This window comes from Endozoicomonas sp. G2_2 (assembly GCF_017744135.1).
In the GTDB taxonomy this organism is placed as follows: Bacteria; Pseudomonadota; Gammaproteobacteria; order Nevskiales; family Salinisphaeraceae; genus Salinisphaera.
This window is the reverse complement of sequence record NZ_JAGHQU010000007.1, coordinates 174,262-199,497: the sequence shown is the minus strand read 5'-3', so window position 1 is coordinate 199,497 and position 25,236 is coordinate 174,262. Positions and strand designations below refer to the sequence as shown.

23 protein-coding genes are annotated in these 25,236 nt (G+C 65.1%); 8 read left to right on the top strand and 15 right to left on the bottom strand.

What is annotated here, in order from left to right:
• The 3 genes from J7355_RS10625 to J7355_RS10615 all read left to right on the top strand — a co-directional run bounded on the left by J7355_RS10625 (nucleotide 1) and on the right by J7355_RS10615 (nucleotide 2,819).
• Nucleotides 1-897, top strand: coding sequence for a DMT family transporter (locus tag J7355_RS10625; RefSeq protein WP_209062465.1), 897 nt, complete (start codon nucleotides 1-3; stop codon nucleotides 895-897).
• Nucleotides 898-993: 96 nt separating this feature from the next.
• Entirely contained in the window at nucleotides 994-2,262 is a 1,269-nt protein-coding gene (locus J7355_RS10620; RefSeq protein WP_209062463.1) for a HAMP domain-containing sensor histidine kinase, read from the top strand.
• Nucleotides 2,259-2,819: a response regulator gene (locus J7355_RS10615; protein ID WP_209062460.1), complete on the top strand. Its 561-nt coding sequence runs from the start codon at nucleotides 2,259-2,261 to the stop codon at nucleotides 2,817-2,819. The genes J7355_RS10620 and J7355_RS10615 overlap by 4 nt, the downstream gene beginning before the upstream one ends.
• A gap of 22 nt (nucleotides 2,820-2,841) precedes the next feature.
• On the opposite strand, the gene J7355_RS10610 is transcribed toward J7355_RS10615, so the two are convergent.
• Both J7355_RS10610 and J7355_RS10605 read right to left on the bottom strand, forming a co-directional pair.
• On the bottom strand, nucleotides 2,842-3,555 hold the full coding sequence (locus tag J7355_RS10610) for an RES family NAD+ phosphorylase (RefSeq protein ID WP_209062458.1): 714 nt from the start codon (nucleotides 3,553-3,555) through the stop codon (nucleotides 2,842-2,844).
• On the bottom strand, nucleotides 3,552-3,977 hold the full coding sequence (locus J7355_RS10605; RefSeq protein ID WP_247739911.1) for an MbcA/ParS/Xre antitoxin family protein: 426 nt from the start codon (nucleotides 3,975-3,977) through the stop codon (nucleotides 3,552-3,554). Before J7355_RS10605 ends, J7355_RS10610 begins: the two co-directional genes overlap by 4 nt.
• A 423-nt stretch (nucleotides 3,978-4,400) precedes the next feature.
• Here J7355_RS10605 and J7355_RS10600 point away from each other — a divergent pair, with 423 nt between their 5' ends.
• On the top strand, nucleotides 4,401-5,651 hold the full coding sequence (locus J7355_RS10600) for a dienelactone hydrolase family protein (protein WP_209062455.1): 1,251 nt from the start codon (nucleotides 4,401-4,403) through the stop codon (nucleotides 5,649-5,651).
• A 55-nt stretch (nucleotides 5,652-5,706) separates the two neighbouring features.
• Nucleotides 5,707-6,582: a DMT family transporter gene (locus tag J7355_RS10595; RefSeq protein ID WP_209062453.1), complete on the top strand. Its 876-nt coding sequence runs from the start codon at nucleotides 5,707-5,709 to the stop codon at nucleotides 6,580-6,582.
• A gap of 51 nt (nucleotides 6,583-6,633) precedes the next feature.
• Here the strand turns inward: J7355_RS10595 and J7355_RS10590 are convergent, their stop codons facing one another.
• Nucleotides 6,634-7,233, bottom strand: a complete 600-nt coding sequence (locus J7355_RS10590) for a cyclodeaminase/cyclohydrolase family protein (protein WP_209062450.1) — start codon at nucleotides 7,231-7,233, stop codon at nucleotides 6,634-6,636.
• A 30-nt stretch (nucleotides 7,234-7,263) separates the two neighbouring features.
• On the bottom strand, nucleotides 7,264-8,916 hold the full coding sequence (locus J7355_RS10585; protein WP_209062447.1) for a thiamine pyrophosphate-binding protein: 1,653 nt from the start codon (nucleotides 8,914-8,916) through the stop codon (nucleotides 7,264-7,266).
• Between the two features lie 186 nt (nucleotides 8,917-9,102).
• Between J7355_RS10585 and J7355_RS10580 the strand changes: the two genes are divergently transcribed.
• Entirely contained in the window at nucleotides 9,103-9,465 is a 363-nt protein-coding gene (locus J7355_RS10580; RefSeq protein ID WP_209062444.1) for an STAS/SEC14 domain-containing protein, read from the top strand.
• 15 nt (nucleotides 9,466-9,480) lie between these two features.
• On the opposite strand, the gene J7355_RS10575 is transcribed toward J7355_RS10580, so the two are convergent.
• From J7355_RS10575 to J7355_RS10540, 8 genes are all read right to left on the bottom strand, one after another.
• Nucleotides 9,481-11,277, bottom strand: coding sequence for an IucA/IucC family siderophore biosynthesis protein (locus J7355_RS10575; protein WP_209062441.1), 1,797 nt, complete (start codon nucleotides 11,275-11,277; stop codon nucleotides 9,481-9,483).
• A gap of 13 nt (nucleotides 11,278-11,290) precedes the next feature.
• Nucleotides 11,291-11,866: a GNAT family N-acetyltransferase gene (locus J7355_RS10570; protein WP_209062439.1), complete on the bottom strand. Its 576-nt coding sequence runs from the start codon at nucleotides 11,864-11,866 to the stop codon at nucleotides 11,291-11,293.
• 58 nt (nucleotides 11,867-11,924) lie between these two features.
• Nucleotides 11,925-13,259 (bottom strand): SidA/IucD/PvdA family monooxygenase, encoded by a 1,335-nt coding sequence (locus tag J7355_RS10565; RefSeq protein WP_209062437.1) that lies wholly within the window; start codon nucleotides 13,257-13,259, stop codon nucleotides 11,925-11,927.
• The gene (locus J7355_RS10560) at nucleotides 13,252-14,841 is read right to left on the bottom strand and encodes an aspartate aminotransferase family protein (protein WP_209062435.1); all 1,590 of its coding nucleotides are present in this window, start codon (nucleotides 14,839-14,841) and stop codon (nucleotides 13,252-13,254) included. Before J7355_RS10560 ends, J7355_RS10565 begins: the two co-directional genes overlap by 8 nt.
• Before the next feature lie 145 nt (nucleotides 14,842-14,986).
• Entirely contained in the window at nucleotides 14,987-17,353 is a 2,367-nt protein-coding gene (locus tag J7355_RS10555; RefSeq protein ID WP_209062433.1) for a TonB-dependent siderophore receptor, read from the bottom strand.
• Between the two features lie 237 nt (nucleotides 17,354-17,590).
• On the bottom strand, nucleotides 17,591-18,445 hold the full coding sequence (locus tag J7355_RS10550) for an SDR family oxidoreductase (RefSeq protein WP_209062431.1): 855 nt from the start codon (nucleotides 18,443-18,445) through the stop codon (nucleotides 17,591-17,593).
• A gap of 106 nt (nucleotides 18,446-18,551) precedes the next feature.
• Nucleotides 18,552-19,370: a thioesterase family protein gene (locus J7355_RS10545; RefSeq protein ID WP_209062429.1), complete on the bottom strand. Its 819-nt coding sequence runs from the start codon at nucleotides 19,368-19,370 to the stop codon at nucleotides 18,552-18,554.
• Nucleotides 19,371-19,448: 78 nt separating this feature from the next.
• Nucleotides 19,449-20,105, bottom strand: a complete 657-nt coding sequence (locus tag J7355_RS10540; RefSeq protein ID WP_209062428.1) for an HAD hydrolase-like protein — start codon at nucleotides 20,103-20,105, stop codon at nucleotides 19,449-19,451.
• A 151-nt stretch (nucleotides 20,106-20,256) separates the two neighbouring features.
• On the opposite strand from J7355_RS10540, the gene J7355_RS10535 reads away from it, so the two are divergent.
• Nucleotides 20,257-20,691, top strand: a complete 435-nt coding sequence (locus tag J7355_RS10535; RefSeq protein WP_247739910.1) for a septal ring lytic transglycosylase RlpA family protein — start codon at nucleotides 20,257-20,259, stop codon at nucleotides 20,689-20,691.
• A 3-nt stretch (nucleotides 20,692-20,694) separates the two neighbouring features.
• Here the strand turns inward: J7355_RS10535 and J7355_RS10530 are convergent, their stop codons facing one another.
• Nucleotides 20,695-22,353, bottom strand: coding sequence for an FAD-binding dehydrogenase (locus J7355_RS10530; protein ID WP_209062426.1), 1,659 nt, complete (start codon nucleotides 22,351-22,353; stop codon nucleotides 20,695-20,697).
• 114 nt (nucleotides 22,354-22,467) lie between these two features.
• Entirely contained in the window at nucleotides 22,468-23,076 is a 609-nt protein-coding gene (locus J7355_RS10525) for an NAD(P)H-dependent oxidoreductase (protein WP_209062424.1), read from the bottom strand.
• Nucleotides 23,077-23,178: 102 nt separating this feature from the next.
• Here J7355_RS10525 and J7355_RS10520 point away from each other — a divergent pair, with 102 nt between their 5' ends.
• A complete protein-coding gene (locus J7355_RS10520) occupies nucleotides 23,179-24,072 on the top strand; it encodes a LysR substrate-binding domain-containing protein (protein WP_209062422.1) in 894 nt (297 codons plus the stop codon).
• Here J7355_RS10520 and J7355_RS10515 read toward each other — a convergent pair.
• The gene (locus J7355_RS10515) at nucleotides 24,069-25,217 is read right to left on the bottom strand and encodes an alpha/beta fold hydrolase (protein WP_209062421.1); all 1,149 of its coding nucleotides are present in this window, start codon (nucleotides 25,215-25,217) and stop codon (nucleotides 24,069-24,071) included. The two genes, J7355_RS10520 and J7355_RS10515, sit on opposite strands and share 4 nt — an antisense overlap.
• Between the last annotated feature and the right edge of the window lie 19 nt (nucleotides 25,218-25,236).

Here is a 25,236-nt window from a genome sequence, read left to right as displayed (position 1 = left end):
ATGGGCGTTGGCATGCCGCGGGCCGGCCTGGCCTATCTCCTGCTGCTGGCGACCACCATGTGCTGGGGCGCGAATGCGGTCGCGGGCAAGCTCGCGGTGGGCCACGTCAGCCCGCTGCTGCTCACCCAACTGCGCTGGCTGCTGGCAGGGCTGGCCGCGCTGCCGTTCGCCTGGCCGCATCTCAAGCGCGACTGGCCGCAGATCCGCGCGCATCTGCCGCTGCTGCTCGCCTACGGCGGCATCGGCTTCGCCTGTTTCAACGCCGCGCTCTACAGCGCGCTCAATCACACGAGCGCGATCAACGTGGTGATCGAACAGGCCGGCATGCCGATGGTGATCTTCGCGCTCAATTTCATCGTGTTGCGCCAGGCCACGCGCGGCGTCCAGCTGCTCGGCTTCGTGATCACGGTCATCGGCGTGGCCGTGGTGGTATCCAACGGCCGGCTTTCCCGCCTGCTGCAGCTGGATCTGAATATTGGCGATGCGCTGATGCTGATCGCCATTTTCTGTTACGGCGGCTACACCTTCGCCTTGCGCTTCAAGCCACCGATGCACTGGCTGAGTTTCATCACCGTGATCTGTGCGGCAGCCGCGGTCGGCACGCTTCCGTTCGTGTTCTGGGAAGCCGCACGCGGGGCCAGCATCCTCCCGGATCTGCAGGGTGTCGCGGTGATCCTGTTCGCCGCGCTCGGCCCCGGGCTCATTGCCCAGACCTGTTTCATACGCAGCAACGAAATCATCGGCAGCAACCGTGCCGGCATATTCATTAACCTCGTACCGATATTCGGCACGCTGTTCTCGGTCGCACTGCTCGGCGAGGCACTGCATGTCTACCATGTGCTCGCCCTTGCGCTGGTCCTCGGCGGCATCGCGCTCGCCGAGCGCGGCGGCCGATAGTCGACGCCCATGGCAGGGCTGCGACATTTCGTCGCGGCGATACCGGCGCAGGCCGCAGCAACGGTATCCTGCGCGTCTGATTCGTCTTCAATTGCCATGCAGGCCGTTTCCCGACTCACACCCGTCAAACTCCTGACCTGGCTGCATCGCCTGCGCTGGGGCGCGGTCGTGTTCGTGCTCTTGGCAGTCGCCGCGGCGGCCTGGCTGCCGGCACTCGCAATCGAGCCGGCGCCGCTTCTGGCCGTAACCGCGGCGCTCGCCACGGCGAATGCCGCCATCGGTTGGAGTCTGCGCCGGCCACGCCCGGCAACCGAGGCCGAGCTGTTCGGCCATCTCGTGCTGGATACGCTGGCCCTGACCGCGCTGCTGTATTGCGCCGGCGGCTCGTCCAGCCCCTTCGTATCGCTTTATCTGCTGCCGATCGCGATCGCGGCGGCGAGCCTGCAGCGCGCGCAGGCGTGGGCGATCGCGCTGCTCGCGGCCCTCGCCTACACCGCCCTGCTGCTGCAGTTTCTCGTGCCGCCGCATACGGCCCACGGCGGTTTCACCATGCACGTGCTGGGCATGTGGGCCACTTTCATGGTGTCGGCTGCGCTGCTCGTCGTGTTCGTGACCGGCATGGCCGCCACCGTGCGCCGACGCGATCAGTCACTGGCCGAGGCCCGCGAACAGATGCTGCGCAACGAACAGATTACTGCCCTCGGCACGCTCGCGGCCGGCGCGGCCCACGAACTGGGTACGCCGCTGTCGACCATGGCGGTCGTCGTCTCGGAGCTGCGCGACAGCCGTGCCGACGACCCCGAACTCGACGCGGATCTTGCCGTTCTCGATCGCCAGATCACACTCTGCAAACGCCAGATCACCCATTTGCTCGGCGCGGCGAATCAGGCCGGCGAAAGCGAACCGCGTACCGTCGAACTGGCGCCGTGGCTGCAGTCGATCATCGACCGCTGGCGCCTCATGCGCCCCGACGTTCGGGCCCGCCTGGCCATCGAACCCGCGCTCGGCACGACGCGCATGCGCGACGAAACCGCGCTCGGCCAGTCGCTGATCAACCTGCTCAACAACGCGGCGGACGCCTCGCTTGCGAACGGCTCGGCGTGCATCGCGGTGGGCGCGGCGCGCGCACAGGACATGCTCGAGGTCGTGATCGACGACGACGGCCCGGGCATTGCGGATGCCGATACCGCGCGCGCCGGCCGGCTGCGCTTCTCGACCAAGCCCGACGGCAAGGGTCTCGGCCTGATTCTGTCGCATGTGAGCCTCGAACGAATCGGCGGCGAAGTCAGCCTGCGGCGCCGTGACGGCGGCGGTACGCGCACCCGGTTGAGCCTGCCGCTCGACGCGGCTGCGGCGTCGACATGAGCGCCACGACCACGCGCGCCATGCGTGTTTTGCTGGTCGATGACGACGCGACCTTCGCCGATATTCTCGCCCGCGCGCTGCGGCGGCGCGGGCTCGAGGTCGTCGTGGTGCACACGCCGGACGCCGCGATCGAGCGCGCCACCGCCTGGGCGCCGACCCATGCGCTGCTCGACCTCAACCTGAACTGCGAGACCTCGGGCCTGGCACTGATTGCGCCTCTGCTCGACGCCGCGCCGGGCTTGCGCATCACCGTACTCACGGGCTACGCGAGCATTGCCACGACGGTCGCCGCGATTCAGCGCGGCGCGGCCGACTATCTCGCCAAGCCGGTGGACGCGCCCGCGGTGATCGCGGCATTGAGCGGCCACGGCGACGACGCGGCAGAGCCCGCAGTCGAGGCGCCCGGTCAGCGCATGTCGCTCAAGCGGCTGGAATGGGAGCATATCCAGCGCGTGCTCGCCGAACACGACGGCAACATCTCGGAAGCCGCGCGCAGCCTCGGCCTGCACCGGCGCACCCTGCAACGCAAACTCGACAAACGGCCGGTGAAGTTCTAGCAATCGCCGGTTTTTTTAGAACTCACCCGTGCGGCGCGATGCCGCTTTCGCCGAGGGTGACCACGTCGGTGATCTGCTCGCCGTTCCAGATATAGCCGAAATGCCGGCCCTGTACCGCAGGCGCCAAGACATGCGGGCGAAATATCGCCACACATTCGCCGTGCGGGTCGCGCACGCTCGGATAGACGATGCCGTGGCTACCCGCGGCGCGCTCGGCACCGCCGAACGCCTGCGCGGCCCGGTAATCGTCGGCGTGGAGTAGCGGCTGTGCCGCGGCGATATCCGCGCGCAGATCGCGCAGCGTGCCGGTCACGTCGACGTGGTAAACCCGCATCTCGACGGTCATCGGCGGCTGCGCGCTGTCGGCGAGAAAGCGCTCGCGATGAAACACGGTCTCGCGCACCGCGGTTGTTTCGTCGTGGGCAGCATAGAACACGCCGAAGCGGCCGTCCGAGAAACGCGAACCGGCCGGGTTGAGATGCGTGAATGCGGCCATGATCGGCGTCGTACCCGGCCCGGCCAGTCGTTCGTCACGTGGTACCAGCGACAGGTCGCCCACTTCGTCGCGCAGGCGATCGTTGGTGAGCGATTCGACCGCGATCGTGGCGTCCAGATCGGCCGGATCGGCCACCCGGTCGAACAGACCGCGCGGCGGGAAACGCGACGGCACGATGCGGTGGCCCGGCCGCCAGTCGACCCGTGTGGCGGGAAAATCGTCGGGGCACGGGCGTGTCATGCCCAGCCGCCGCGCTCGGCGTCGAGATGGCGGCGCACGATCGCGAGATCCTCGATATGGCCGGCGAGCATGCGCTCCAGCGGCGTCGCGCCGCCGAAGATCGGATTGCTGTTCGGTCGCTTGACCCACGCATCGGCTGCATCGGCCCGCGGCAGCAGCATCTCCAGCCCCTTGTAGATACCCAGCAGCAGCGACAAGCGCTCGATCTGGCCGACATCGAGCGTGACATCGGGCCGGCGCTTCCAGCGTCGATAGGTGCTGGCGGGCGTACCCAGCAGCCGCGCCGCCTGAACGTCGGTGAGCGCCCAGTGCTTCGCGATGCCGAACCAGGTCCGGAGCGCGCCCGGACTCATCCGTCGACGCAGCTGCGCATCGTGGATATCGGCACGCGTATCGAGTCGTTCAGCGGTTTGTGAAGCCATGGTATCGACCCTGTTTAGTGATCATATGGTCACTTTAAGCTATTTTATGATCATTTGGTAACCGGTTATCGAGACCAGACCATCGGAATCGATCCTTTGCACCAACGCCAGCGGGCCTAGATAATGCGGCGCCGTTGTATAGGGGCGTGTTGCCGCTTCATACGAACCCGCGCCGACGATCATTGAGCCGCAAGACTAGGCGCCGTGCGCGTGGTGTAGCGAGCTACAGTAGCGCGCGACAACACCGTATTGCGGCTCAATGACCGTCGCCCCGAAGGGTTGGGCCAAAAATTGCGCCATACCGCGTTGCGACTCTTGTTCGTGGCACGCCACGATCAGCGACTCGCGCCTTGTCTGACGCAATTTTTGGACTCCAACGCGGGCTCGAATGAAACGACAACACGCCCCACCAAGAGAATTCGCATGACCGTCGACACGATTACCCTCGACGCGCCGGATGGCAGCCGTTTCGACGCTTATCGCGCCCTGCCCGAGTGCGGTTACGGACCCGCGGTGATCGTGCTGCAGGAAATCTTCGGCGTGAACAGGCACATCCGCGAGGTCTGCGACTTCTATGCCGAGGAAGGCTATGTCGCGATCGCGCCGGACCTGTTCCACCAGTTCGCGGCCGGCATCGAACTCGGCTACGAGCCGGCCGATTTCGAACAGGCCTTCGACTATTTCCAGCGGCTGGACGTGGATCGAACGGTCGCCGATATCGGCGCGACCGTCACGGCCGCTCGCAGGATGGACGCCGTAGTGGCCGACGACAGCGCCGGCGGTGTGGGCGTTGTCGGCTTCTGCCTGGGCGGCAAACTCGCCTATCTCGCGGCGGCGCATTGCGATGTCGATGCCGCGGTGGGCTATTACGGCGTCGGCATCGACGATGCGCTCGATCTGGCCGATCGGATTCGCTGCCCGATGGCGCTGCATTTCGGCGGGCACGACAAGTTCTCGCCGCCGGCGACGATCGAGAAAATCCGCGCGGCCTTCGACGGTCGTGACGACGTGCAGATCTTCGTCTACGACAACGCCGATCACGCGTTCACCCGCTGGGGCAACGACCACTACAACCCCGGCGCGGCGCGGCTGGCGCATACGCGCACGCTGGCCGTGCTGCGCGCAGCCCTGGGGCCGCATTACGATCTGGCCGCCCTCGCCGACCATCATTTCGAGCTGGAGTTCGCCGCCCGCGACGTGGACGAGACCATGAAAACCATGGTCGCCGAGCCGTATGTGAACCACGTGCCGACCATGACCGGCGGCACCGGCTACGAAAACCTCAAGCGCTTCTACAAGCACCATTTCATTCCGAAGAACCCGGCCGATCTGCAGATGAAACCGATCTCGCGCACCGTCGGCGTCGATCGCATGGTCGACGAGTTCGTGCTCTGCTTCACCCACGACTGCGAGATCGACTGGCTGCTGCCCGGCATCGAACCGACCGGCAAGTACGTCGAAATCCCGTTCGTGGTGATCGTCGCCTTCCGCGGCGACAAGCTATACAACGAACATATCTACTGGGACCAGGCGTCGCTGCTGGTGCAGATCGGCAAGCTCGACCCCGCCGGCCTGCCCATCGCCGGTGTGGAGACCGCGCGCAAGCTGCTCGACAAGGAGCAGCCCAGCAACGACCTCATGCCCAATTGGGCGACCAGCGCCGGCAAGGACTGATGAGAAACCAGGCCGACGCGTGCGCCGCGGAACGCATTCCGGCGGCGCACCGATAATGCTCGAACGCCTGCTGCCGCTGTTCTTCGTGCTGATCTGGTCGACGGGCTTCATCGCCGCGCGGCTGGTAGTACCCCATTCGGATCCGCTGACCTTTCTTTGCTACCGCTATCTGCTCACGGTGGCGGCCTTCGTGGCGATTGCCGCAACGGTGGGTGCGCCCTGGCCGCGCGGCGCTCGGGCCTGGGCCAATGCGCTGGCCGCCGGCGTATTGCTGCAGGGCATTTATCTGGGTGGTGTGTTCTGGGCGGTCAGTCACGGGCTGCCGGCGGGCATTGCCGCGCTCGTGGTCGGCCTGCAACCGCTGCTGACCGCCCTGCTCGCCTTTCCGTTGCTCGGTGAAACCGTGGGCCTGCGCAAGTGGATCGGCATCTTGCTCGGCTTCGGCGGCGCCCTGCTTGTACTCGAACCGCGGCTCGCGGTGGACGTTGCCGACGTTGCGGCAGGGCCGCTTGTCGCCGTGTTCGCCGCCATGCTCGGCATCACGCTGGGCACGATCTGGCAGAAGCGCACCGGCGCGGCGGCCGACATACGCACCAACGCCGCGGTGCAGTTCACCGGCGCGGCGATAGTGACGATTCCAATCGCGCTGCTGACCGAAACCGGCCGTTTCGAGATGGTCTGGCAGAACTGGGTCGGCCTGCTCTGGTCGTCGCTTGGCTTGTCGGTCGGCGCGATCTCGCTGCTGTTGTTTCTCATCCGCCGCGGGTCGGTTGCCAGCGTGGCATCGCTGTTCTATCTGGTGCCGCCTGTTGTGGCCGTATTCGCCTATCTGCTGTTCGGCGAAACGCTCGACGCGCTGCAGATCGCGGGCATGGTGGTCGCAGCGGCGGGTGTCGGCATCGCCAGCCGCGGGCCGCGTTCGACCACTTAAGTCCGAGTCGAGCATGCTGCGCGATCTGGCGACGGCCAGCCGCGCGATCGTTCAGTTCGACGCGTCCGCCAGACGCGCCAACAAGGCGTCGGCCCGACGCTGCAGCTCGTGGCGTTCCTCGCGCAACTGCGCTTGCTCGGCCTCGTCATCGAGGCCGTCGATATTGGCATCCACGTTGAGCAGGACCATGCACAGCCCGGCATGCAACAGCTGCGCGCCGGCACGGGTATCACTCTGCAGGGCGGCCCGGGTATGGTCGTTTGCTTCCAGGGTCAGTTCCAGGGCGCGTCGGCAGGCGCGGGCCGTGGCGAGCGGCACCTGATTGATACGTTCGATCGCTGCGTCCAGGGCATCGCTGTGCTCGTCCTCGCCCGCCTGCTTGCGCGCGGCGAGATAGGCCTGGAAGGCCGCGACATCCTCGTCGGCATAGCCGCCCAGTTCGTCGATCAGGACGTCTGCCCGCTCGATCAGATTGGCGTGTGTCTGCGAACCGTCCCGCGGTTTGGAAAGCCGCAGCCCCTTGAGCGCCAGCGACAGACCGTTCGCCGCGGCGTTTGCTGCCACCGCACCGCAGCCGGGCATGGCGCGTGACTCGATATCGTCGCGAAATTCGCCGAGCGTCATCGCCGCCAGGCTTTCATTCATGCTCATGCGAGCCCGCGTTTTGGGGCGATCGACGATTCAGGCGTCATCGTCGCGGCCGAGCCGTGATTTCAGATGCGCGCCGAGGCGCTGCATGGCCGGCGAGGCATCGCGCGGCTCCAGGCGTACGTTGATGATGCTGGCGGTCTCGGTGTTGGCCACCGCCGCGGTCAGCGCTTCTTCGAAGGCGCATTCGTTCGGCGCGTCGTAGCCGTCGAGCGGACCGAACAGCTCGCCGAGACGATGAAACTGCCATTCGGGAATATCGTTGAACGGGCCGTCGAGGATGAAACGCTCGGTGGAATAGCCGCGGTTGTTGAACACGATCACGATCGGCGCCAGGCCCTGGCGGCAGTGGCTAACCAGCTCGGTGCCGGTCATCTGGAAGGCGCCGTCGCCGACCAGGATCAGCGCGCGCCGCTGCGGTCGGGCGATCTGCGCACCGAGGGCGGCCGGCACGGCATAGCCCATGGTCGTGTAATAACCGGAGGCCAGGAACTCGGTCTGGTCGTGCACGCGCAGCTCGACACCGGCAAACAGGCAGTCGCCGGTGTCGCAGACCACCATCATGTCCGGCGTGAGCATGGCGTTGAGACGGCCGATCAGCCGCGCGATGGTCATCCCACGGTCCTTCTCCGGAAAGTTCGTTGCCTGCGGGCCGGTGGTGAACGCGGGAAGCGCCTCGTTTCGCGGCCGGGCGTCGCGGCTCAGGCGACCGAGGAAATCGCCGAGCGGCGCGCCGGGGTAACGATGATGACGAATGAACACCTCGCCCTGGGTCGCACGGATCATCTGCTGCGGGTTGAGCTGGATGGTGTAGCCGCCGGTATCGATATCGTTGAGCGTCATGCCGAGCATGAGAATGCAGTCGGAATCCTCGACCACGCGGCGGGCGTCGTCGTTGCTGAGCGCGCCGCTATAGATGCCCAGATAGTTCGGATGGCGTTCGCGAATCACCGACTTGCCGGTCAGCGTGGCCGCGATCGGCAGATTCGTCTGTTCGATGAAATCCAGCAGTGGCTGCTGCAGACCGCGGCGGTGAATTTCCACCCCGGCAATGACCACCGGCGATTTCGAGCGCGCCAGCAGCTCCGCGGTCTCGGCGACCGCTTCGGCCAGGGCGGCCTCGTCGCGGGTTTCCAGCTGTTCGTCGGGCGGCGCGGCGACGGTGACGCCCGGCTGTTCGACCAGGTCGCGCGGCAGCTCGATATACACCGGCTTGCGGTGACGCAGCGCCGCAGCGAGCGCGCGGTCGATCTGGCGAAAGGCAAGTACCGGATCGTCGATCACGGCGGTCGCACAGGTGATACGTTCGAGGATCTCGCGCTGGAAGGTGAACGGCCCGAAGCGATGATGCAACATCGGGTCGTTCTGGATCTCGTTGGTCCCCGGCGCGCCGCTGATCACCACCACCGGGGCGGATTCCGCATAAGCGCCGGCCACCGGATTGACCACGCTCAGCGCACCCACGCCATAGGTCACCGCCAGCGCGCCGAGGCCGTTGCAGCGGGCATAGCCGTCGGCCGCGAAGGCCGCCGTGTCCTCGCGCGTGGTGCCGATATGCGCGACGTCGCTATGCGCCATTTCATCGTAGAAACCGAGCACGTAATCGCCCGGCACGCCGAACACATGCGCTACACCCAGCTCTGAAAGCCGGTCGAGGAGATAGCGCCCGATTGCCGTTTCACTCATGGTTTCGACCATAGCGCAGCTGTGTGCGTAACCGCGAACGAACGCGTGAACCCTGCCCGGCGCACGGCGACCACGCACCGGAGAAGCCGCCACGGCGGCCGCCCGGTCACGACAACGCGGCTGTCGCGACTCGCTCGAAAATCATCTGTTAGCGTGGCGCTTTATTCATCGACCTTGCAGAAACCAATGCTTCGAATCGCCCCTTTCAAACCCGATGTCGACCATGTCGTACCGCTCGAGATCGATGGCGAGATCAATTCCCGGGATTTCGCGAATGTCCTCGCGGACCTGGAAACACGGCTTCAAAAACACGAGACGCTGCGTCTGTATATCGAGATCAAATCGCTCGGCGGCATGGGCGCCTCGACCGTATTCAACGAGCTCAAGGACGCGATCAAGCACTGGGATCGCTTCGACCGCCTTGCTGTCGTCACCGACGTCGAGGGCGTGCGTACCGCGACCACCGTGATCGACAAACTGGCGCCGAAGATGGAATGCCAGACGTTTCGCTTCGACGCCCGCGACACGGCCCAGGCCTGGGTGACCTGAGCCGCGCGCGATCGATCAGCCGGCGGCAATCGGATTGGCGAGCGTGCCGGCGAACTGCAGGTTGCCGGCGGGATCGTCCAGATCGATCATCTGGGCGTTGTTGCGCAGCTGCAGGCGGTTGAGACAGGAGCGCTTGAACTCGGGCGCGAACAGGTCGTATTTCGCGAACTTGTCAGCGAACTCGGGGTGCGCTGCCTGGTAGTCACGTATGCAGTTCGCGACCTGCTGCCAGAACGCTTCCTGCGGATAATCGCGTTCGGTATGCAGAATGGCGCCGATATAGCGAAAGATCAGGTCGAACAGGTCGGTGAACAGGCTGAGCACCTTCAGTTCTTCCGGCACCTCGACCGACAGGCGCGCGACCTCACCGGGCAGATCGACTTCGGTGTTCATGATGCCGACCTCTTCGGCGATGTCCTTCATGATCGCGCGCACCGGCACGTTGTCTTCGAGTACCAGAATGATGTTCTCGCCGTGCGGCATGAACACCAGGTCGTGGGCGAAGAAGCAGTGCAGCAGCGGGCTCATGTAGGCGTCGAGATAGCGCGCCAGCCAGGCGTCGGTATCCAGGCCCGAGGCGTCGATGCGCGCGCCGATCACGGACGCGTCTTCCGCATCGCGATGCAATAACGCCGCCATGGTCATCAGCCGCTGACCCGGCTCTGTCTGCGTGAACGGGCTCTCCCGCCAGAGCGCCGCCAGCATCTTGTTGTAGGCATCACGCTTGGGCGCGGCCGCCTCGAACTGCGGATGGCGGTAACCGATAGAGGCCACCTCGCGCAGGATCGAAAAGCCCTTCTCCTGCAGGGTGTCGTCGTCGCGTATCAGCCTGGCGATCCAGTCGTTGATTTCGGGCGTGCCGCGCATGTAGTACGGCGACAGACCGCGGGTGAAGCCCATGTTGAGGATCGACAGCGCCATCTTCACGTAGCAGCGCGTCGGGTTGTCGCGGTTGAACAGCGTGCGGATCGACTGCTGTGCCTGGTAGGCGTCCTGGCCGAAGCCGAGATAGACGAGGTGCTGCGAGGCGATTTCGCCGGCGAACAGATAGACGAGCTTGTTGTGCCACTGCCAGGGATGCACCGGCATGAACAGATAATCGGCAGCGTCCAGCCCGCGCTCGGCCAGCCGCTCGGCGAACGCCTCGCGGTTGGCGGCCTCGAGTTCGTCTGCCATGTGGCTGGCGTAGCTGCGATCGGCCGTGCAAGCGAAATCCGCGCGGCTGACGTGTGCAGCGACCCACACCAGTCGGATTGGCGCTGCGGCTTCCGGCGTGTAGGCACGATAATCGACGCTGTCGAAGCCGATGCGTCCACTGTTGGCAACGAATGCCGGGTGGCCTTCGGTCATCGCGGCTTCAATCTGCTGGAAATCGCCGTCGACGAAATCAGCCGCGGCCGGGCCGCCGTGGGCGATCTTGTAGGCGATGCTGTAGAGCGTGGCGGTGATCTCTTCCAGATAGATCGGCAACGCGCCGGGGCCGATGCCCAGAACGTCCTTGAGTTCGGTGATCAGGGTCACAGCATCCAGCGGCGCGGGCGCACCGTCGACGGTCTTTTCCAGCGTGCCCGGCTCGATATGCCAGTGCTCGAGTTCGAGCACACGCGCGCGAAAGCGGTAGCGCACGGCGCTGTCGTCCGGCGTGAGCGTGTAGACGCCGTTGTCTTCGTTCTCGGCCACGGGCGTGATCAGCAGTTCATGACTGAACTCGCTGATCATCTTCGTGACCATGCGGGCGTTGGCGGCGGCCCAGGTGGCGGGGTCGAGATGGGCGACGGCCTGTTCGGTCGCGGTGATCGGCATGCGGGTCATCGGTGAGTGTCCTTTAAAGAGAAGCGTCGAGCGCGGCGGCGTAATCCTCACGCGTACAGGTCGCGAACCAGGCGGTCTTGCCCGGCAGGTCGACCTGGCGGTGATAGACGAAACCGGCGCGGCGGTTGATCGGGTGAATGCCTTCGTTGGTGACGTCGGGCTCAACCACGACGCGTTCCACAGCGGGATCGCTGAATAGGAAATCCATGATCTGGACGAACACTGCCCAGGTGAAACCGGGGATGCGTTTTTCGCCGGGGGCGACGAGCACGTGCATGCCGACGTCGCCGGACTGGACGTCGTAGTGGTCGCCGATGGCTTCCGCGGCCGGCGCATAGCGCTCCATGAGGAAGGTCGGGCGGTCGTCGTGCAGGCCGATGAAGGCATTGAAATCGTCGGCGGCGGCGAGCTGTCGGAAATAGTCGTGAATCTGCTCGGCGCTCAGCGATTGCATGCCCCAGAAGCGGGCATGATCGCTACGCAGCCAGGCATGGGCGGTCGGCGCATGCCGCTCGATATCGAAGGCCGTGATCGCCAGTTCGCCGATGCCGGGAATATGGCGTGCTTGAAGAACGCTTGGATCGCTCAAGCTCGTCTCCTCGTTGAGTCTGGAAAGAAAGTGACCGGGGCAGCTGCCGTGCCGCGCTTCAGGCCGGTGTACGGCGACGATCCGAAGCCGGCGTATGCGTCTCGTCCACGGCGAATTGCTGGAAGGCGATCCGCCGCTCGATCGGGTAATGCTCGACGCTGGTGAGCGCGCGCAGGATGCAGGCGTTGCGATAGCAGGCCATGCCCAGATCCGGCGTGACGAAACCGTGGGTATGGATCTCGGCGTTCTGGACGAAGATCTCGGCGTTGTCGTGATCGACCGCATAGTGGCGCGAGGCATCAAAACGCCCCTGGGCATCCCAGCGGATGCGGTCGGCGATGCCGTGGATATAGTCCGGCACGCGATAGGCAAAGCCGGTCGCGAGAACGACCGATCCGCTTCGATGTGTGAACGCTGCGCCCTGTTCGTGCTGGAAGAAATCCAGTTCGACGGCATCCGCGGCGACACGCGCATCGCGCAGTTCCACGTTGGCCTGGAGGCCGACGTTTAGCGTGCCGGCCACGTCGCGCTCGTACATGAGGTCGTAGATCGCGTTGATCAGCGACTCGTCGATACCCTTGTAGAGCGCCTTGTGCTCCTCGCCCAGCTTGTGCCGCCGGTGTTCCGACAGGCCGTGGAAATAATCGACATATTCCGGCGACGTCATCTCCAGCGTCAGCTTGTCGTACTGCAACGAGAAGAAACGCGGCGAACGTGTGAACCAGTCGAGCCGGTAGCCGTAGCGTTCCTGATCGGCGAGCAGCTCGTGGAAGACCTCCGCCGCGCTTTGGCCGCTGCCGACCACGGTGATCGAATCACTGGCCTGGAGCGTGTCGCGGGCGTGCGCGAATTCACGCGCATGCACGGCGCGGCCATCGAGATCGCGACAGCAGTCGGGCACATGCACGCTTGGCCCGCTGCCCAGCACCAGCGATCGGGCGCGCAGTTCGCGGCGCGTGCCGTCGGCCGTGTCCTCTAGCGTGAGCACGTAGCAGCCGGCCGTGTCGTCGTAGGCCGTGGCGACGACGCGGGTGGAAAACACGAGGCTGTCGAGCCGTTCGGCGACCCAGCGGCAGTACTGGTTGTACTCGCGCCGGAGCATGAAGAAGTTCTCGCGGATATAGAACGCGTAGATCCGCCCGGTCTGCTTCAGATAGTTTAGAAAGCTGAATTGGCTGGTCGGGTCGGCGAGCGTGACGAGATCGGCCATGAACGGCGTCTGCAGGGTCGCGCCTTCCAGCAGCAGCCCCGGATGCCAGTCGAACTGATCGTTCTCGTCGATGAACACCGCGTCGAGATCGTCGAGGGGTGCGGCCAGCGCGGCCAGGCCGAGATTGAACGGGCCGATGCCGATACCGGCGACGTGGTGGATGTGCGTGTCGCGTTTATCCATGACGGCGATACGCCCGGTTCGCCGCCGGGGCCGCTGCGATCATCTGGGCATTACGATCATTGGCCATGCCGTAGGTCAGGATCAGATCGACGATCTCGCGCATCTGCTCAACGGTTGTGGCCGGGTTGAGCAGCGTGAATTTCAGATAGCGCCGGCCGTCGACTTTCGTGCCCGCGATCATGGCCTCGCCGTCGCGGGCGAGCTGGGCGCGGATCGTGGCATTGAGTTCGTCCAGTTCGGCGTCCGATGTGGTGAGACACGGCCGGTAGCGGAACACGATCGTGCTCAACTCCGGGCGGTGCAGCAGTTCCAGACGCGGCTCGGCGAGCATGAGTTCGTAGGTGCCCCGTGCAAGCGCCACGGCACCGTCGAAAGCGTCGCCGATGGCGTCGGCACCTATCGTGCGCAGGGTCAGCCACAGCTTGAGCGCGTCGAAACGCTTGGTGGTCTGCAGCGACTTGTTCACCTGATCCGGCGTGCCGGCCGCGGCCGCTTCGGCCGGGTTCAGATAATCCGCATGGTGCGTGATCAGACCGAGATCCGCGCCGTTGTTGACGATGAACGCGCTGCAGCTGACCGGCTGGAAGAAAGCCTTGTGGTAGTCGACCGTCAGCGAGTCCGCATGCTCGATACCGGCGAGCTTGTGGCGATGCCGGTTCGACACCAGCAGCCCACAACCGTAGGCCGCGTCCACGTGCATCCAGAGTTTTTCGGCACGACAGATCGCGCCGATTGCATTCATGTCGTCGACGCTGCCGAAGTCTGTCGTACCGCAGGTCGCGGCCACCGCGACCGGGATATTGCCCTCGGCGCGACACTGGGCGATCGCGTTAGCCAGTGCGGCCGTGTCCATGCGCTTTGCCGCGTCGCAGGGCACGCTCACCACCGCGTCATGCCCCATGCCGAGCAGCGCGGCGGCCTTCGAGAGACTGAAATGGCTCACCTCCGAAACGAACACGCGCAGCCGTGACGCCTCGGCCGGCAGCCCCTGCTTCTGCACCGTGCCGTGGCCGTATTCACGGGCACACCAGGCATCGCGCATCAGCAGCATGGCCATCAGGTTCGACTGGGTACCGCCGCTGGTGAACACACCGTCGGCGGCCGCGCCCAGGCCCGCACGCTCTGCGGTCCAGGCGATCAGCTTCTGCTCGATGAAGGTGCCGCCCGCGCTCTGGTCCCAGGTATCGATCGACGAATTGATCGCGCTCAGCACCGCCTCGGCCGCGATCGACGGCACCAGCACCGGGCAGTTCAGGTGCGCCGCATAGCGCGGGTGGTGGAAATACACCGCGTGATCGAGATAGAGCCGCCGCAGTTCATCGAGCGCGGCCGGCATGTCGCCGCAGGCGTCGTCGAGGTCCAAGGCCTCGAACGCGGGCGCCAGTTCACTTGGGCGCACCCCGCTGTGGACACGTGTTGCCCGCCGCACGGCCGCCGTGACCGCATCCGCGGCCTGGTCGACCTGGTCACGATAGAGATCGAGATTGTGCTCGTTGAAGATCTGGGCGCGGCGGGCAATGTCGGCGCCGCGGATCCGGTCGGCAGCATCGTCGGTGCGTGGTGCCGTGGTCGAGGTGCGCATGGCGCAGGCCTCCTTTTCGAGATAAAAACGTATCGCCCCGCGCGCCGGTGCATGCAGGCCCTGTCCCCTCGTTTTTATTTCGCTGTTCGGTCCGCGACCCGCCGCCGGAACGACGGCGGGCCGTGGCTGCTACGCGCTGTGACCGCTAGAACTGATAATCCAGCGTCGCGATGATTTCGCGGGAATAACCGTAGTAGCAGTTGTTGGCGCTGAAGCAGGCTTCGACGTATTCCTTGTCGAAGATGTTGTTGGCGTTGAGCCGCAGCGTCGCGCCGTCCATGGAGGACGCCAGTTCACCGAGCTTCACGCTAACCATGGCATCGGCAAGCGTGTAGTCCGGCACTTCGAGCGTGTTGGCGGCGTCGGCATAACTTTCGCCCACGTAGCGCACGCCCGCGCCAACGTCGACCGCCGGGGTGAGGTCATACTTCGCCCAGGCCGAGGCCTGCTGATCGGGCGTACGCGTGAAGGTATTGCCGGCGATCACGCCCTGGTCGGGAAAATTGTCCTGATACTCGACGTCGCTGTTGGTATAGGAGGCGATCACGTTCAGGCGGTCGGTGAGATCGGCGCGCGCCGACAGTTCGATGCCTTTCGACTCGACATCGCCCACGCTGTCGAAGCGTGCCGGATTGACCTGGAATCGCTGCTGCACGTTTTCCTGTGTGAGGTCGTAGAGCGCCAGCGTGAACATGGCATCCACGCCCGGCGGCTGGTATTTCAGACCCACTTCGTACTGGTGGCTTTCCACCGGATCCGCCACTTCCCCGTTGAACGGCGTGTACGCACTCGGATTGAAGCCCTCGCTGTAGGACACATAGGGCGACAGACCCCAGCGGGTTTCGTAGAGCAGCCCGGCGCGCCCGGTGAAGGCATCGTCGCTTCGGTCCACCGTTTCACCCGTGGCGCCGTTGGTGTACTCGCGCTTGAGATAATCCTGGCGGCCACCGAGCACCAGATGGACATTGTTCCATTCCATCTGATCCTGCAGATAGAAACCGACCTGGCGCGACTGGCGGTTGTTGGCCGGCGCCAGACTGTCGTCGTCGAGGATCGGATCGCCGCCGTAATTCGGATTGAACGCCTCGAGCGGCGTCGCGAGATAGCCGCTCGCATAGCGCACGGAGTTGTCGCGCTCCTCGTAGCCGAACCCGCCGAGCATGCGATGCTCGATCGCGCCCGTGTCGAATTCGAACGTGGCGTAATTATCAAAGCTGAGCGCCGTCAGATTCTCCTTGGCACGCGAGTAGAACCGGTCGAGCGCGCTCGGCGAGAACTGATCGTAATAGCCCACGGGAATGCCCGGAGATTGTTCACGGAAATCTATCGTCGCTTGCGGCACATCAGCCAAAAAGCCGTTCTGATAGACCTGCTTGAGTTCGGTATCGACATCCGCGTAGCGGCCGCGCGAGGTCAGCGTCACGTTGTCGTTGACCTCGTGGTCGAGCTGAAACGAGAACAAATTGATATCGCGATCGAATTCTTCGTAGTTGCGCGCGCCGTCGATCCACTCGTCGTCCACGGTGCGGCCGAAACGCTCGTCATCCGCTGTGATCGCGTATGGCACCGAACCGTGAAAGCCGCCCTCCGGGTCACGCTGGATATAGGCCTGCAGCAGCAGCGTCGTATCGTCGGCGAGATTGAAGCTGACCTGCGGCATGATGGTGAAGCGTTCGCTTTCGACCACGTCGTACTGGGTGTCGCTGGTCTCGCCACTCACCGTCACGCGGTAGTTGCCCAGGTCGGGATCCGCGAGCGGGCCGGTGAGGTCGACGCCCGCGCCGTAGGTGCCGAAGCTGCCGCCATAGACCCGCACCAGCCCCTGCTGCTCGGCCTGCGGCTTCTTGCTCACATAATTGACGAGCCCGCCCGGCTGCGCACGCCCGTAAAGGGCGGACAGGGCACCCTTGATCACGTCGATACGCTCCAGAAAGAACGGGTCGATCTGGATGTTGGTGAACGAACCGGGATCGTTGGCCAGCCGCAGGCCGTCGAGAAAGGTGTTGTTGACGTCGCCGCCGGGAAAGCCACGCAGCGCGATCGTGGTCTGCCGCGACGAGGACCCGGAAAGGCCGGTGAACACGCCCGGCGTATAGCGCAACGCGTTGTTGATCGTGCGCGCGCCCTGATCCTCGACCTGCTCGCGCGGTACGACATCGATGGCCAGCGGCGTCTGAATGAGTGGCGTGTCGGTCTTGGTCGCGGCGCGCGTCGCGTCGGCGGAATAACCGGTCGTCGGCGCGTCCGCGCTGTTGACCGCTTCACCCTGCACCATCAGCGGCGCCAGCGTCTGCGAACCGAGCCGGCTGTTGTTTTGCTGTGACGATCCATCGACACCGATCGCGGGCAGCGACTCGGTGCGTTGCGCGCCGTTTTCCGGGTCGCCGTCCTGGGCGAACACGGCGGCCGGCAGCACTGAAACGCTCAACCCCAGTGCGCTGCAGACCATGACGTGAACCCAGGACCGACCCACGACGCGTCGGCCGGTCTGGCAAAAATCGATTGCGGACATCCCCATCTACTCCCTATAAATCCCAAACGTGCGCATGGCTGGACCACCCATCCCGCGTAATGCGAATGATTATTATTTATTGCGCAACTATGCGTCAAATGGATTATTTCCGAAGCGCAGTCCAGCGACGAGGCCAGGGACGTTAAAAAAGCCCGTACGCAACGGCCTGCGCACGGGCTTTCTGGAGCGGCGTCGATCGGGGCGGACGGCGCGTCGCGTGGCCGCCCCTGTATTCACTCAGGTGTTGAGAATCACCCCGCCGTTGAGATGCAAGGTCTGCCCGGTCATGTACGACGACTCCTCGCAGGCGAGATACACGTAGGCCGGTGCGATCTCACTGGGTTGCGCTGCGCGATCCATCGGCACCTGGCCTCCGAAGTGGGCGGTTTTCTCGGCGTTGAAGCTGGCGGGGATCAGCGGCGTCCATACCGGGCCCGGCGCCACGGCGTTCACGCGTATACCGCGGTCCACGAGCGACTGCGCCAGCGACCGAACCAACCCCTGAATTGCGCCCTTGGTCGCGGAATAGTCGATCAGCGTGTCGTTGCCCTTGAAGGCGTTGACCGAGGATGTGGCGATGATCGTGTCACCTTCGCCCATGTGCGGTACCACGGCCTTGGACAGGTGGAAATGACTGAAGATGTTGGTCTGGAATGTACGCAGCAGCTGCTCTTCCGGGATCTCGGTGATGTCGGCCCAGTCGTATTGTTCTGCAGCATTGTTGACCAGGATATTCACGCGGCCGAACGTGGCGAGCGTGTCGTCTACAACCTGGCGGCAGAAGCCCGGGTCACCGACATCGCCTTTCATGAGGCGACAGCGACGCCCGCGCTGTTCCACTTCGCGTTGCGTTTTTGCGGCGTCGTCGTCCTCTTCGAGATGCACGAGCACAACGTCAGCCCCTTCGGCGGCGTAGTGCACGGCCACGGCGCGCCCGATGCCGCTGTCGCCACCTGTAATGATGGCCACCTTGTCGCGCAGTTTGTCGGCCGGCCGATAGCTGTCACGGATAATTTCCGGAGTCGGCTGCATGGCGGACTCGTCGCCCGGCTGTTCAGACTGGGACTGCTTCGGTCTTTTCTGGTCACTCACGGCGGCAGAACTCCTGTGCGAATCGAGTGATTTCGACTCTAGTTCCGCCGCGCGCGAGCGACCATCCGTTATTCTGCCGACCGCCGCACCGCGCGGCGCCGGGCGATCAGTGAAAGATCGCGACGTTCTGGCGCCCGATCACCATCGGCTGGCCGGCGCGGTTCCATACCGCCATCGCCTGCGATGAATACCCGTCGCGCGCGTATTCGGCGCGGCTTTGGCTGAGCCACCAGCCGTCTTCGGTCTGCGGTGCATCGCTGAGCACGTCGAAGTGCCAGGTCATGGTGCTGACCGGCGCCGGCTCGCTGAAGCTCGCCATCGAAGCCGGAGGCAACGCATCGGCCAGCGCGGCGAGGCCGACGATGACGGGATCGATCTGGCTGTCCTTGTGCCGAATCCATACCAGGTACTCGGGCGATTCCGAGTTCGTGACCGGCATCGAGCCGTCGACGAAGCGGCTGTCGAAATGCTGGGTGAAATTGGGTGCCATGCGCCCCGCCGAGGCGAAGAAACTGGCCTCGCAGGCCTCGGGCCCCGCGACCTGCGGCGCGGCGAGATCGACATGATCGACCCTGGACGCCCTGGCCTTGCCGAAACACAGGATCGCGCGTGCGGCGATATCCGTGTCGCTGAGCAGATCGACAGCGACGAACGCGGTCGACTTGCCTCGGCGCAGCACCGTCGGGCGGATGGCGATATCGCTGCCGGACGGGCCGATGAAACTGCACTCCACCGATCGCAGCGGCGGCAGATCGTCGCCGAGATGGTCGTAAGCCGCCTGCACGCACAGCGCGACCGACAGGCCTCCGTAGATCGCGCGCCCCTGCATCCAGTCGGCCGGTACGCTGACGCGCGACAGGTCGCCATCCTTGGCCATGGCCGCGAGGAGCTGGGACAGCGGAGTACGGGATTCGTCATCGGACATGGGATGCTTTCCTTGCAGGCACAAAGATCCAAGCGTATCGCAATACGCCGGCGTACGGCAGGCTTTTGATCGTCGGCCTCACGCCCGACAGGCGACCAGCGTCTCGTGCATCACCTGAAGCGTGGGAAAGAAATAATCCGGCGACTCCGCCCGCAGTTCCGCTTCGCTGCCGTAACCGTAGCCCACCGCCGCGCCGGCCACGCCGTTGTGCCGGGCGCCCACCAGGTCGAACGATCGATCGCCGATCATCAGGGTATCGCTGGCGGCCAGCTTCTCCTCGCGCAAAATATGCGCGATCAAGGCGTGCTTTTCGGTTCGCGTGCCGTCCAGCTCGCTGCCGTAGACGCTGCAGAAGAACGGATCGAGCCCGAAGTGGCTGACGATCTGGCGCGCGTAGAACCACGGCTTGGACGTCGCCACGAACAGCTGGCGCCCGCTGCGCTGCAGTTCGGCGAGCAGTTCACGCATGCCGTCGTAGACCACGTTCTCGAACATGCCGTCGCGCCCGAAACGCACGCGGTAGTCGTCCACGGCCTGGGCGGCGCCGGCCTCGTCGAAACCGTAGAAATCCATGAACGACTGCTTCAGCGGCGGCCCGATAAAGCATTCAAGCCGCGCCAGATCGTCGACCTGCACCCCCTGGCGCGCCAGCGCGTACTGCACACAGCGGGTAATACCGACACGCGGATCGGTCAGCGTGCCGTCCAGATCAAATAACAGAACCTTGTATCGCATACATCGACCCTTACCTCCTCGCGCCGGCCGCTTTTCCCGCGGGCCTGACGCCGCAACCCGGGCCCCCTCGGCCCATCCGCATATAAGCAAGAACCCGGCCGAAATGTCGATCGGCGCCCACGTCCAGCGCTTTTGCCGGTAGCCTTCGCGCATGATCGAATCTTCGCCCGAACGCACAGTGGCCCCGGTACAACGCGCGCACACGGCCGGCGCGCTGCGGCTGGCGCTGCTCGGCATGCTGATCGGCGCCAGTCTGCTGACCGGCTGTGCCAACCTGCGCGCTACCGACGGTGCGGTCTACCAGCGCGGCGAAGCCTCCTACTACGGCGCGAGGTTCCAGGGCCGTCGCACGGCCAGCGGCGAACGCTTCGATGCCAATCGCCTGACCGCCGCACACCGAAGCCTGCCGATGGGCACCCGTGTCAGGGTGACCAACGACGACAACGGCCGCTCGGTGATCGTGCGCGTCAACGACCGCGGCCCGCATGTGCGCGGGCGTGTGATCGACCTGTCTCGTGCGGCCGCCGTCCGGCTGGACATGATCCGCAGCGGTATTGCGCCGGTCACGCTGCGCCGACTCGACTGAAGCCTAGACCACCGTCGCCGCATGCCGGCCGGCACAGCGCCCCGAGAAGATGCAGCCGCCCAGAAAGGTGCCTTCGAGCGCGTTGTAGCCGTGATAGCCGCCACCGCCGAAACCGGCGACTTCGCCTGCGGCATACAGCCCGGCGATCGGCTCGCCCCCGGCGTCCAGCACCTGGCCGTCGAGATTGGTATGCAGGCCGCCCAGCGTCTTGCGGGTGAGGATATGCAGGCGCACCGCGATCAGCGGGCCATTGGCCGGGTCGAGAATCCGGTGCGGGGACGCCGTGCGGAACAGCTTGTCGCCGATATAACGGCGCGCCCCGTGGATGGCCGTGATCTGGGCATCCTTGGCATAGGCGTTGTCGATCTGCAGGTCGCGGGCGACGATTTCGGCTTCGAGCGCGGCGCGGTCGATGCGTTCGTTGCCCGCGAGCCGATTCATGCCGGCCACCAGTTCGCCGATGTCGTCGGCGACGATGAAATCCTCGCCGTTTTCCTTGAAGGCCTCGACCGGCGGCGGCGCGCCCTTGGACAGACGGCTCTTGAGCACTTCACGCCATTGCTGCGAGGTCATGTCCGGGTTCTGTTCGGAACCGGACAGCGCGAATTCCTTTTCGATGATCTTCTGGGTAAGCACGAACCAGGAATAGTCGTGGCCGGTCGCCAGAATCTCGCGCAGCGTGGACAACGTGTCGAAGCCCGGCAGGCACGGCGCGGGAAGCCGCCGACCGTTTGCATCGAACCAGAGCGATGACGGCCCCGGAATGATGCGGATGCCGTGCATCGGCCAGATCGGATTCCAGTTTTTGATGCCTTCGGTGTAGTGCCACATGCGATCGTTGTTGATGATCGCGGCACCTGCATCGTGCGTGATGTCGAGCATGCGCCCGTCGACGTGATGCGGGACGCCAGAAATCATCCGCGCCGGCGCCGGGCCGAGACGTTCCACCGGCCAGTTGGCGCGCACCCGTTCGTGGTTGCCGCCGATGCCGCCCGCGGTGACGAGTACAGCACCCGCGGCGAACTCGAATTCTCCGGTCACGTCGCGGCTGGACTGCTGGCCGCGCTCGACCGTACTCGGCGCCAGAATCTCGCCGGCCACCCCGGTGGCCGCGCCGCCGGTCATGATCAGCCGGCTCACCTGGTGCCGGCATTTCAGCGTGATGCGACCGGCCGCCATGTGTTCGCGCACACGCCGCTCGAAGGGTTCGACCGTTCCCGGCCCCGTGCCCCAGGTGAGATGAAAACGCGGCACCGAATTGCCATGGCCACTGGCCAGCGCGCCGCCACGCTCGGCCCAGCCCACGACCGGGAACCAGCGCATGCCCTGTTCGTAAAGCCAGGGCCGCATCTCGCCGGCAGAGAATTCGATGAAGGCCTCGGCGACCTTGCGCGGCCAGTAATCCTCGGGCCGGTCGAAGCCGGCGGAACCCAGCCAGTCGGCCATCGCCAGCTCGGGGCTGTCCTTGATACGCATGCGCCGCTGTTCGGGCGTGTCGATCATGAACAGACCGCCCAGCGACCAGAACGCCTGACCGCCGACCGAGTTCTCGCCTTCCTGCTCGACGATAAGCACGGACTTGCCGGCATCGGCCAGTTCCGCGGCGGCGACAAGCCCCGCAAGACCCGCGCCGACCACAATACTGTCCGCTTTATCGACCATGCCCTGTCCCCTCGACGTGCATCCGACACGCCATGTTTTCGTTTACCCGAGTGTAGCGGGGCCTACACCGAGCGACTACCGAACGCCGCACGTCATGCCGCGGCAGTAGCCGACCTAGGCCGACAGCGCGGCCCCGGCCCGGGCCTGTCCGAACACGCGGCTCAGATGCGCACGATAACGGGCACGCTGAGCGTCGACCGCCGGCGCCTTCATCACGTCCGTGGCGAGAAAAGTGGGCATGGCCTCGAGGCCGAGAAATTGCTGCGACTTGTGGAAGGGAAAATACACGCCGTCGATGCCGCGGCCTTCGAAGAATTCATCCGGCCGGTCGAAGGCCGCCTGCGGGGCGTTCCATGTGAGCGAGAGCATGTAGCGGCGCCCATGAAGCAGACCGCCGGTGCCATAGTGGCGATCCGGATCGCGGCGGCTGCGGCCATCGCTGGCGTAGAGACTGCCGTGGCCGGCCGTCAGAACCTCGTCCAGATAGCGTTTGACGATCCACGGCGCGCCCATCCACCAGCCGGGCATCTGATAGACGATGGCGTCAGACCAGAGAAAGTTCGCGACTTCTGCGTCGACGTCATAGCCCGCATCGATCGCCGTCTCCCGCAAATCGTGACCGAGGGCCTGGAGTTGTTCGACCGCCGTCGCGTGGAGCGTGGTGTTCAACCGGCCGGCGGAATGGGCGAACGGGCGTTGACCGTTGAGTAGCAGAATATTCATGGCGTACAGGCAAAACGTGTGTGAATCGGCACGCAGTCTGCTGCGCGCGCCCCATGCGCGAAACGGGATAAACTGCAAATAATTATTGATTTTCTATCAACAATGAAAACGACCCTCGCCGAACATCAGGTCTTCGCCGCCGTGGTCGACAGCGGCTCGATCACTGCCGCGGCCGAACAGCTTGGCCAGACCGTTTCCGGCGTCAGCCGCTCTCTCGCGCGTCTGGAACACAAGCTCGAAACCACCCTGCTGGCACGCACCACCCGACGCACGAAACTCACCGACGAAGGCCTCGCCCTGCTGCCGCACTCGCGCGCGCTGCTCGACGCCGCCGAAGACGCCGAGCAGGCCATGGCGACACGGCGCCAGCAGCCTGCAGGGACGCTGCGGATCAACGCCGCACCGACGTTCATGCATGCGGTGATCGCGCCGCATGTCGGCGCATTTCGCGAACGCTATCCGCAGATACGGCTATCGCTGGATACGCACGATCGATTTATCGACCTGCTCGAACAGCGCACCGATGTGGCCATTCGGATCGGCGCACTCGAGGACTCGACCCTGCACGCCCGCCCGCTCGGGCATACCCGCCTGCGACTGGTCGCCAGCCCGGCCTATCTCGCGCGCTGCGGCACGCCGACCACGGTGGCCGATCTCGCTGGCCACGCGCTGCTCGGCTTCAACCAGATGCCGCACCTCAACGCCTGGCCGGTACGCGATAACCAAGGCCGGGATCTGCACATCGAGCCAACCATTGCGGCATCGAGCGCGAGCACGCTCATAGCGCTGGCACTGGCCGGCGAAGGCATCGCCAGCATGGCGGATTACGCGACCCGCTCCCTCGTTGCCGAGGGACGGCTGCAGCCGGTACTCGCGGATCGGATTCAGACGCGCCGTCAGGCGATTCATGCGGTCTACTACCGCAACACCGCTCTCGCCCTGCGCATCCAGCTGTTTCTGGATTTTCTTGCCGAGCGGCTGCCGGCCGCTCTTTAGTCGCGAGCGATCAGCCAGTCGGCGATCTCGCGCCAGGTTTCGGTCATCGCGGTTTCGCTGGACACGATCCCGACATGGCCGCCCTTGAGCGTGCGGCAGGTCACGTCGCGGCTGGACACATGACGCAGCATCGCCTGGCTGCATGCGGTGGTCACGATCACGTCGTGCCGGCCGGTGATATTCAGAATCGGTGCGGCCACGCCGGACAAATCCGCGTCGGCACGCTTCATCGGCAGCTTGCCCTGGCCGAGCACGTTGTCGATCCACAGATAATCGATGAAGTCCTGCACCACGCCACCCGGATAGGCGACCATGCCGTCGAGAAAGGCGGCATTGGTCGCGTGGCTGCTGACATAGTGCTCGTCATGCAGGTTGGCGACGAGGCTGGCATAGCTTTTCACCGCCGTCATCGGGCTCGTGAGCTTGAACACCAGCGCGTTCAACCGACCGGGCGAACGCAGCAGCGCGGCCGGCAGCCGATGCGCGGTCAGCCCGGTATAACGCCGCACCCAACCGGCGTGGCGCGATAGCGTCTTGTAGCGCTCACCGAGCACGCCGTTGTCGTGGTAGTCGACCGGCGCGCCGACAAGCACGAGATTGGCGATGTCCGCACCCGCGATCGCGGCATGGCAGAGGCTGAACAGCCCGCCGAAGCTCCAGCCGTGCAGGCTGAGCTTGCGCTTGCCGCTGTGGGCGCGCACCCGTTCAAGCGCCTCGGGCAGCAGATCGGCGAAATAGCTCGACAGGTCGAGTCTGTCCTGCGCACGCGTGGGCGTACCCCAGTCCACCAGATAAAGCTCGAAGCCGCGGGCACGCAGATAGCGCACGAGGCTGCGTTCGGGAAACAGGTCGTAGACCAGCATGTTGACCGCCAGGGGCGGCACGATCACCAGCGGTGTGCGCTGCACGGTCTTCGCCACCGGCAGCACGCTGCCATCGGCCAGCTCGATCTCGCTGTCCGTTAGCGGCGGGTAGTAGCGCAGCGAGACCGGCCCGTCGCGATGGATCATCTCGTACGGCGTCTGGCCGGCCTGCACCAGGGCGTCGCGGTCGAACAAATGCTGACGCGCATGGCCGAGTCGCGCCTTGTTGCGCTCGAACTGTCGGCCGAGAAAATCGCGGCCGGCGGCGATTGACGATGTCATGCGAGGCGATCCTCGAATC

Excerpts from the sequence above, each read along its gene's own strand:
- J7355_RS10595 (WP_209062453.1), top strand. The coding sequence starts at position 5,707 with ATGCTCGAACGCCTGCTGCCGCTGTTCTTCGTGCTGATCTGGTCGACG.
- J7355_RS10555 (WP_209062433.1), bottom strand. The coding sequence starts at position 17,353 with ATGTCCGCAATCGATTTTTGCCAGACCGGCCGACGCGTCGTGGGTCGG.
- J7355_RS10625 (WP_209062465.1), top strand. The coding sequence starts at position 1 with ATGGGCGTTGGCATGCCGCGGGCCGGCCTGGCCTATCTCCTGCTGCTG.
- J7355_RS10565 (WP_209062437.1), bottom strand. The coding sequence starts at position 13,259 with ATGGATAAACGCGACACGCACATCCACCACGTCGCCGGTATCGGCATC.
- J7355_RS10530 (WP_209062426.1), bottom strand. The coding sequence starts at position 22,353 with ATGGTCGATAAAGCGGACAGTATTGTGGTCGGCGCGGGTCTTGCGGGG.
- J7355_RS10585 (WP_209062447.1), bottom strand. The coding sequence starts at position 8,916 with ATGAGTGAAACGGCAATCGGGCGCTATCTCCTCGACCGGCTTTCAGAG.
- J7355_RS10540 (WP_209062428.1), bottom strand. The coding sequence starts at position 20,105 with ATGCGATACAAGGTTCTGTTATTTGATCTGGACGGCACGCTGACCGAT.
- J7355_RS10560 (WP_209062435.1), bottom strand. The coding sequence starts at position 14,841 with ATGCGCACCTCGACCACGGCACCACGCACCGACGATGCTGCCGACCGG.
- J7355_RS10515 (WP_209062421.1), bottom strand. The coding sequence starts at position 25,217 with ATGACATCGTCAATCGCCGCCGGCCGCGATTTTCTCGGCCGACAGTTC.
- J7355_RS10575 (WP_209062441.1), bottom strand. The coding sequence starts at position 11,277 with ATGACCCGCATGCCGATCACCGCGACCGAACAGGCCGTCGCCCATCTC.
- J7355_RS10520 (WP_209062422.1), top strand. The coding sequence starts at position 23,179 with ATGAAAACGACCCTCGCCGAACATCAGGTCTTCGCCGCCGTGGTCGAC.
- J7355_RS10525 (WP_209062424.1), bottom strand. The coding sequence starts at position 23,076 with ATGAATATTCTGCTACTCAACGGTCAACGCCCGTTCGCCCATTCCGCC.
- J7355_RS10605 (WP_247739911.1), bottom strand. The coding sequence starts at position 3,977 with ATGGCTTCACAAACCGCTGAACGACTCGATACGCGTGCCGATATCCAC.
- J7355_RS10620 (WP_209062463.1), top strand. The coding sequence starts at position 994 with ATGCAGGCCGTTTCCCGACTCACACCCGTCAAACTCCTGACCTGGCTG.
- J7355_RS10590 (WP_209062450.1), bottom strand. The coding sequence starts at position 7,233 with ATGAGCATGAATGAAAGCCTGGCGGCGATGACGCTCGGCGAATTTCGC.
- J7355_RS10545 (WP_209062429.1), bottom strand. The coding sequence starts at position 19,370 with ATGTCCGATGACGAATCCCGTACTCCGCTGTCCCAGCTCCTCGCGGCC.
- J7355_RS10600 (WP_209062455.1), top strand. The coding sequence starts at position 4,401 with ATGACCGTCGACACGATTACCCTCGACGCGCCGGATGGCAGCCGTTTC.
- J7355_RS10610 (WP_209062458.1), bottom strand. The coding sequence starts at position 3,555 with ATGACACGCCCGTGCCCCGACGATTTTCCCGCCACACGGGTCGACTGG.
- J7355_RS10580 (WP_209062444.1), top strand. The coding sequence starts at position 9,103 with ATGCTTCGAATCGCCCCTTTCAAACCCGATGTCGACCATGTCGTACCG.
- J7355_RS10535 (WP_247739910.1), top strand. The coding sequence starts at position 20,257 with ATGATCGAATCTTCGCCCGAACGCACAGTGGCCCCGGTACAACGCGCG.
- J7355_RS10615 (WP_209062460.1), top strand. The coding sequence starts at position 2,259 with ATGAGCGCCACGACCACGCGCGCCATGCGTGTTTTGCTGGTCGATGAC.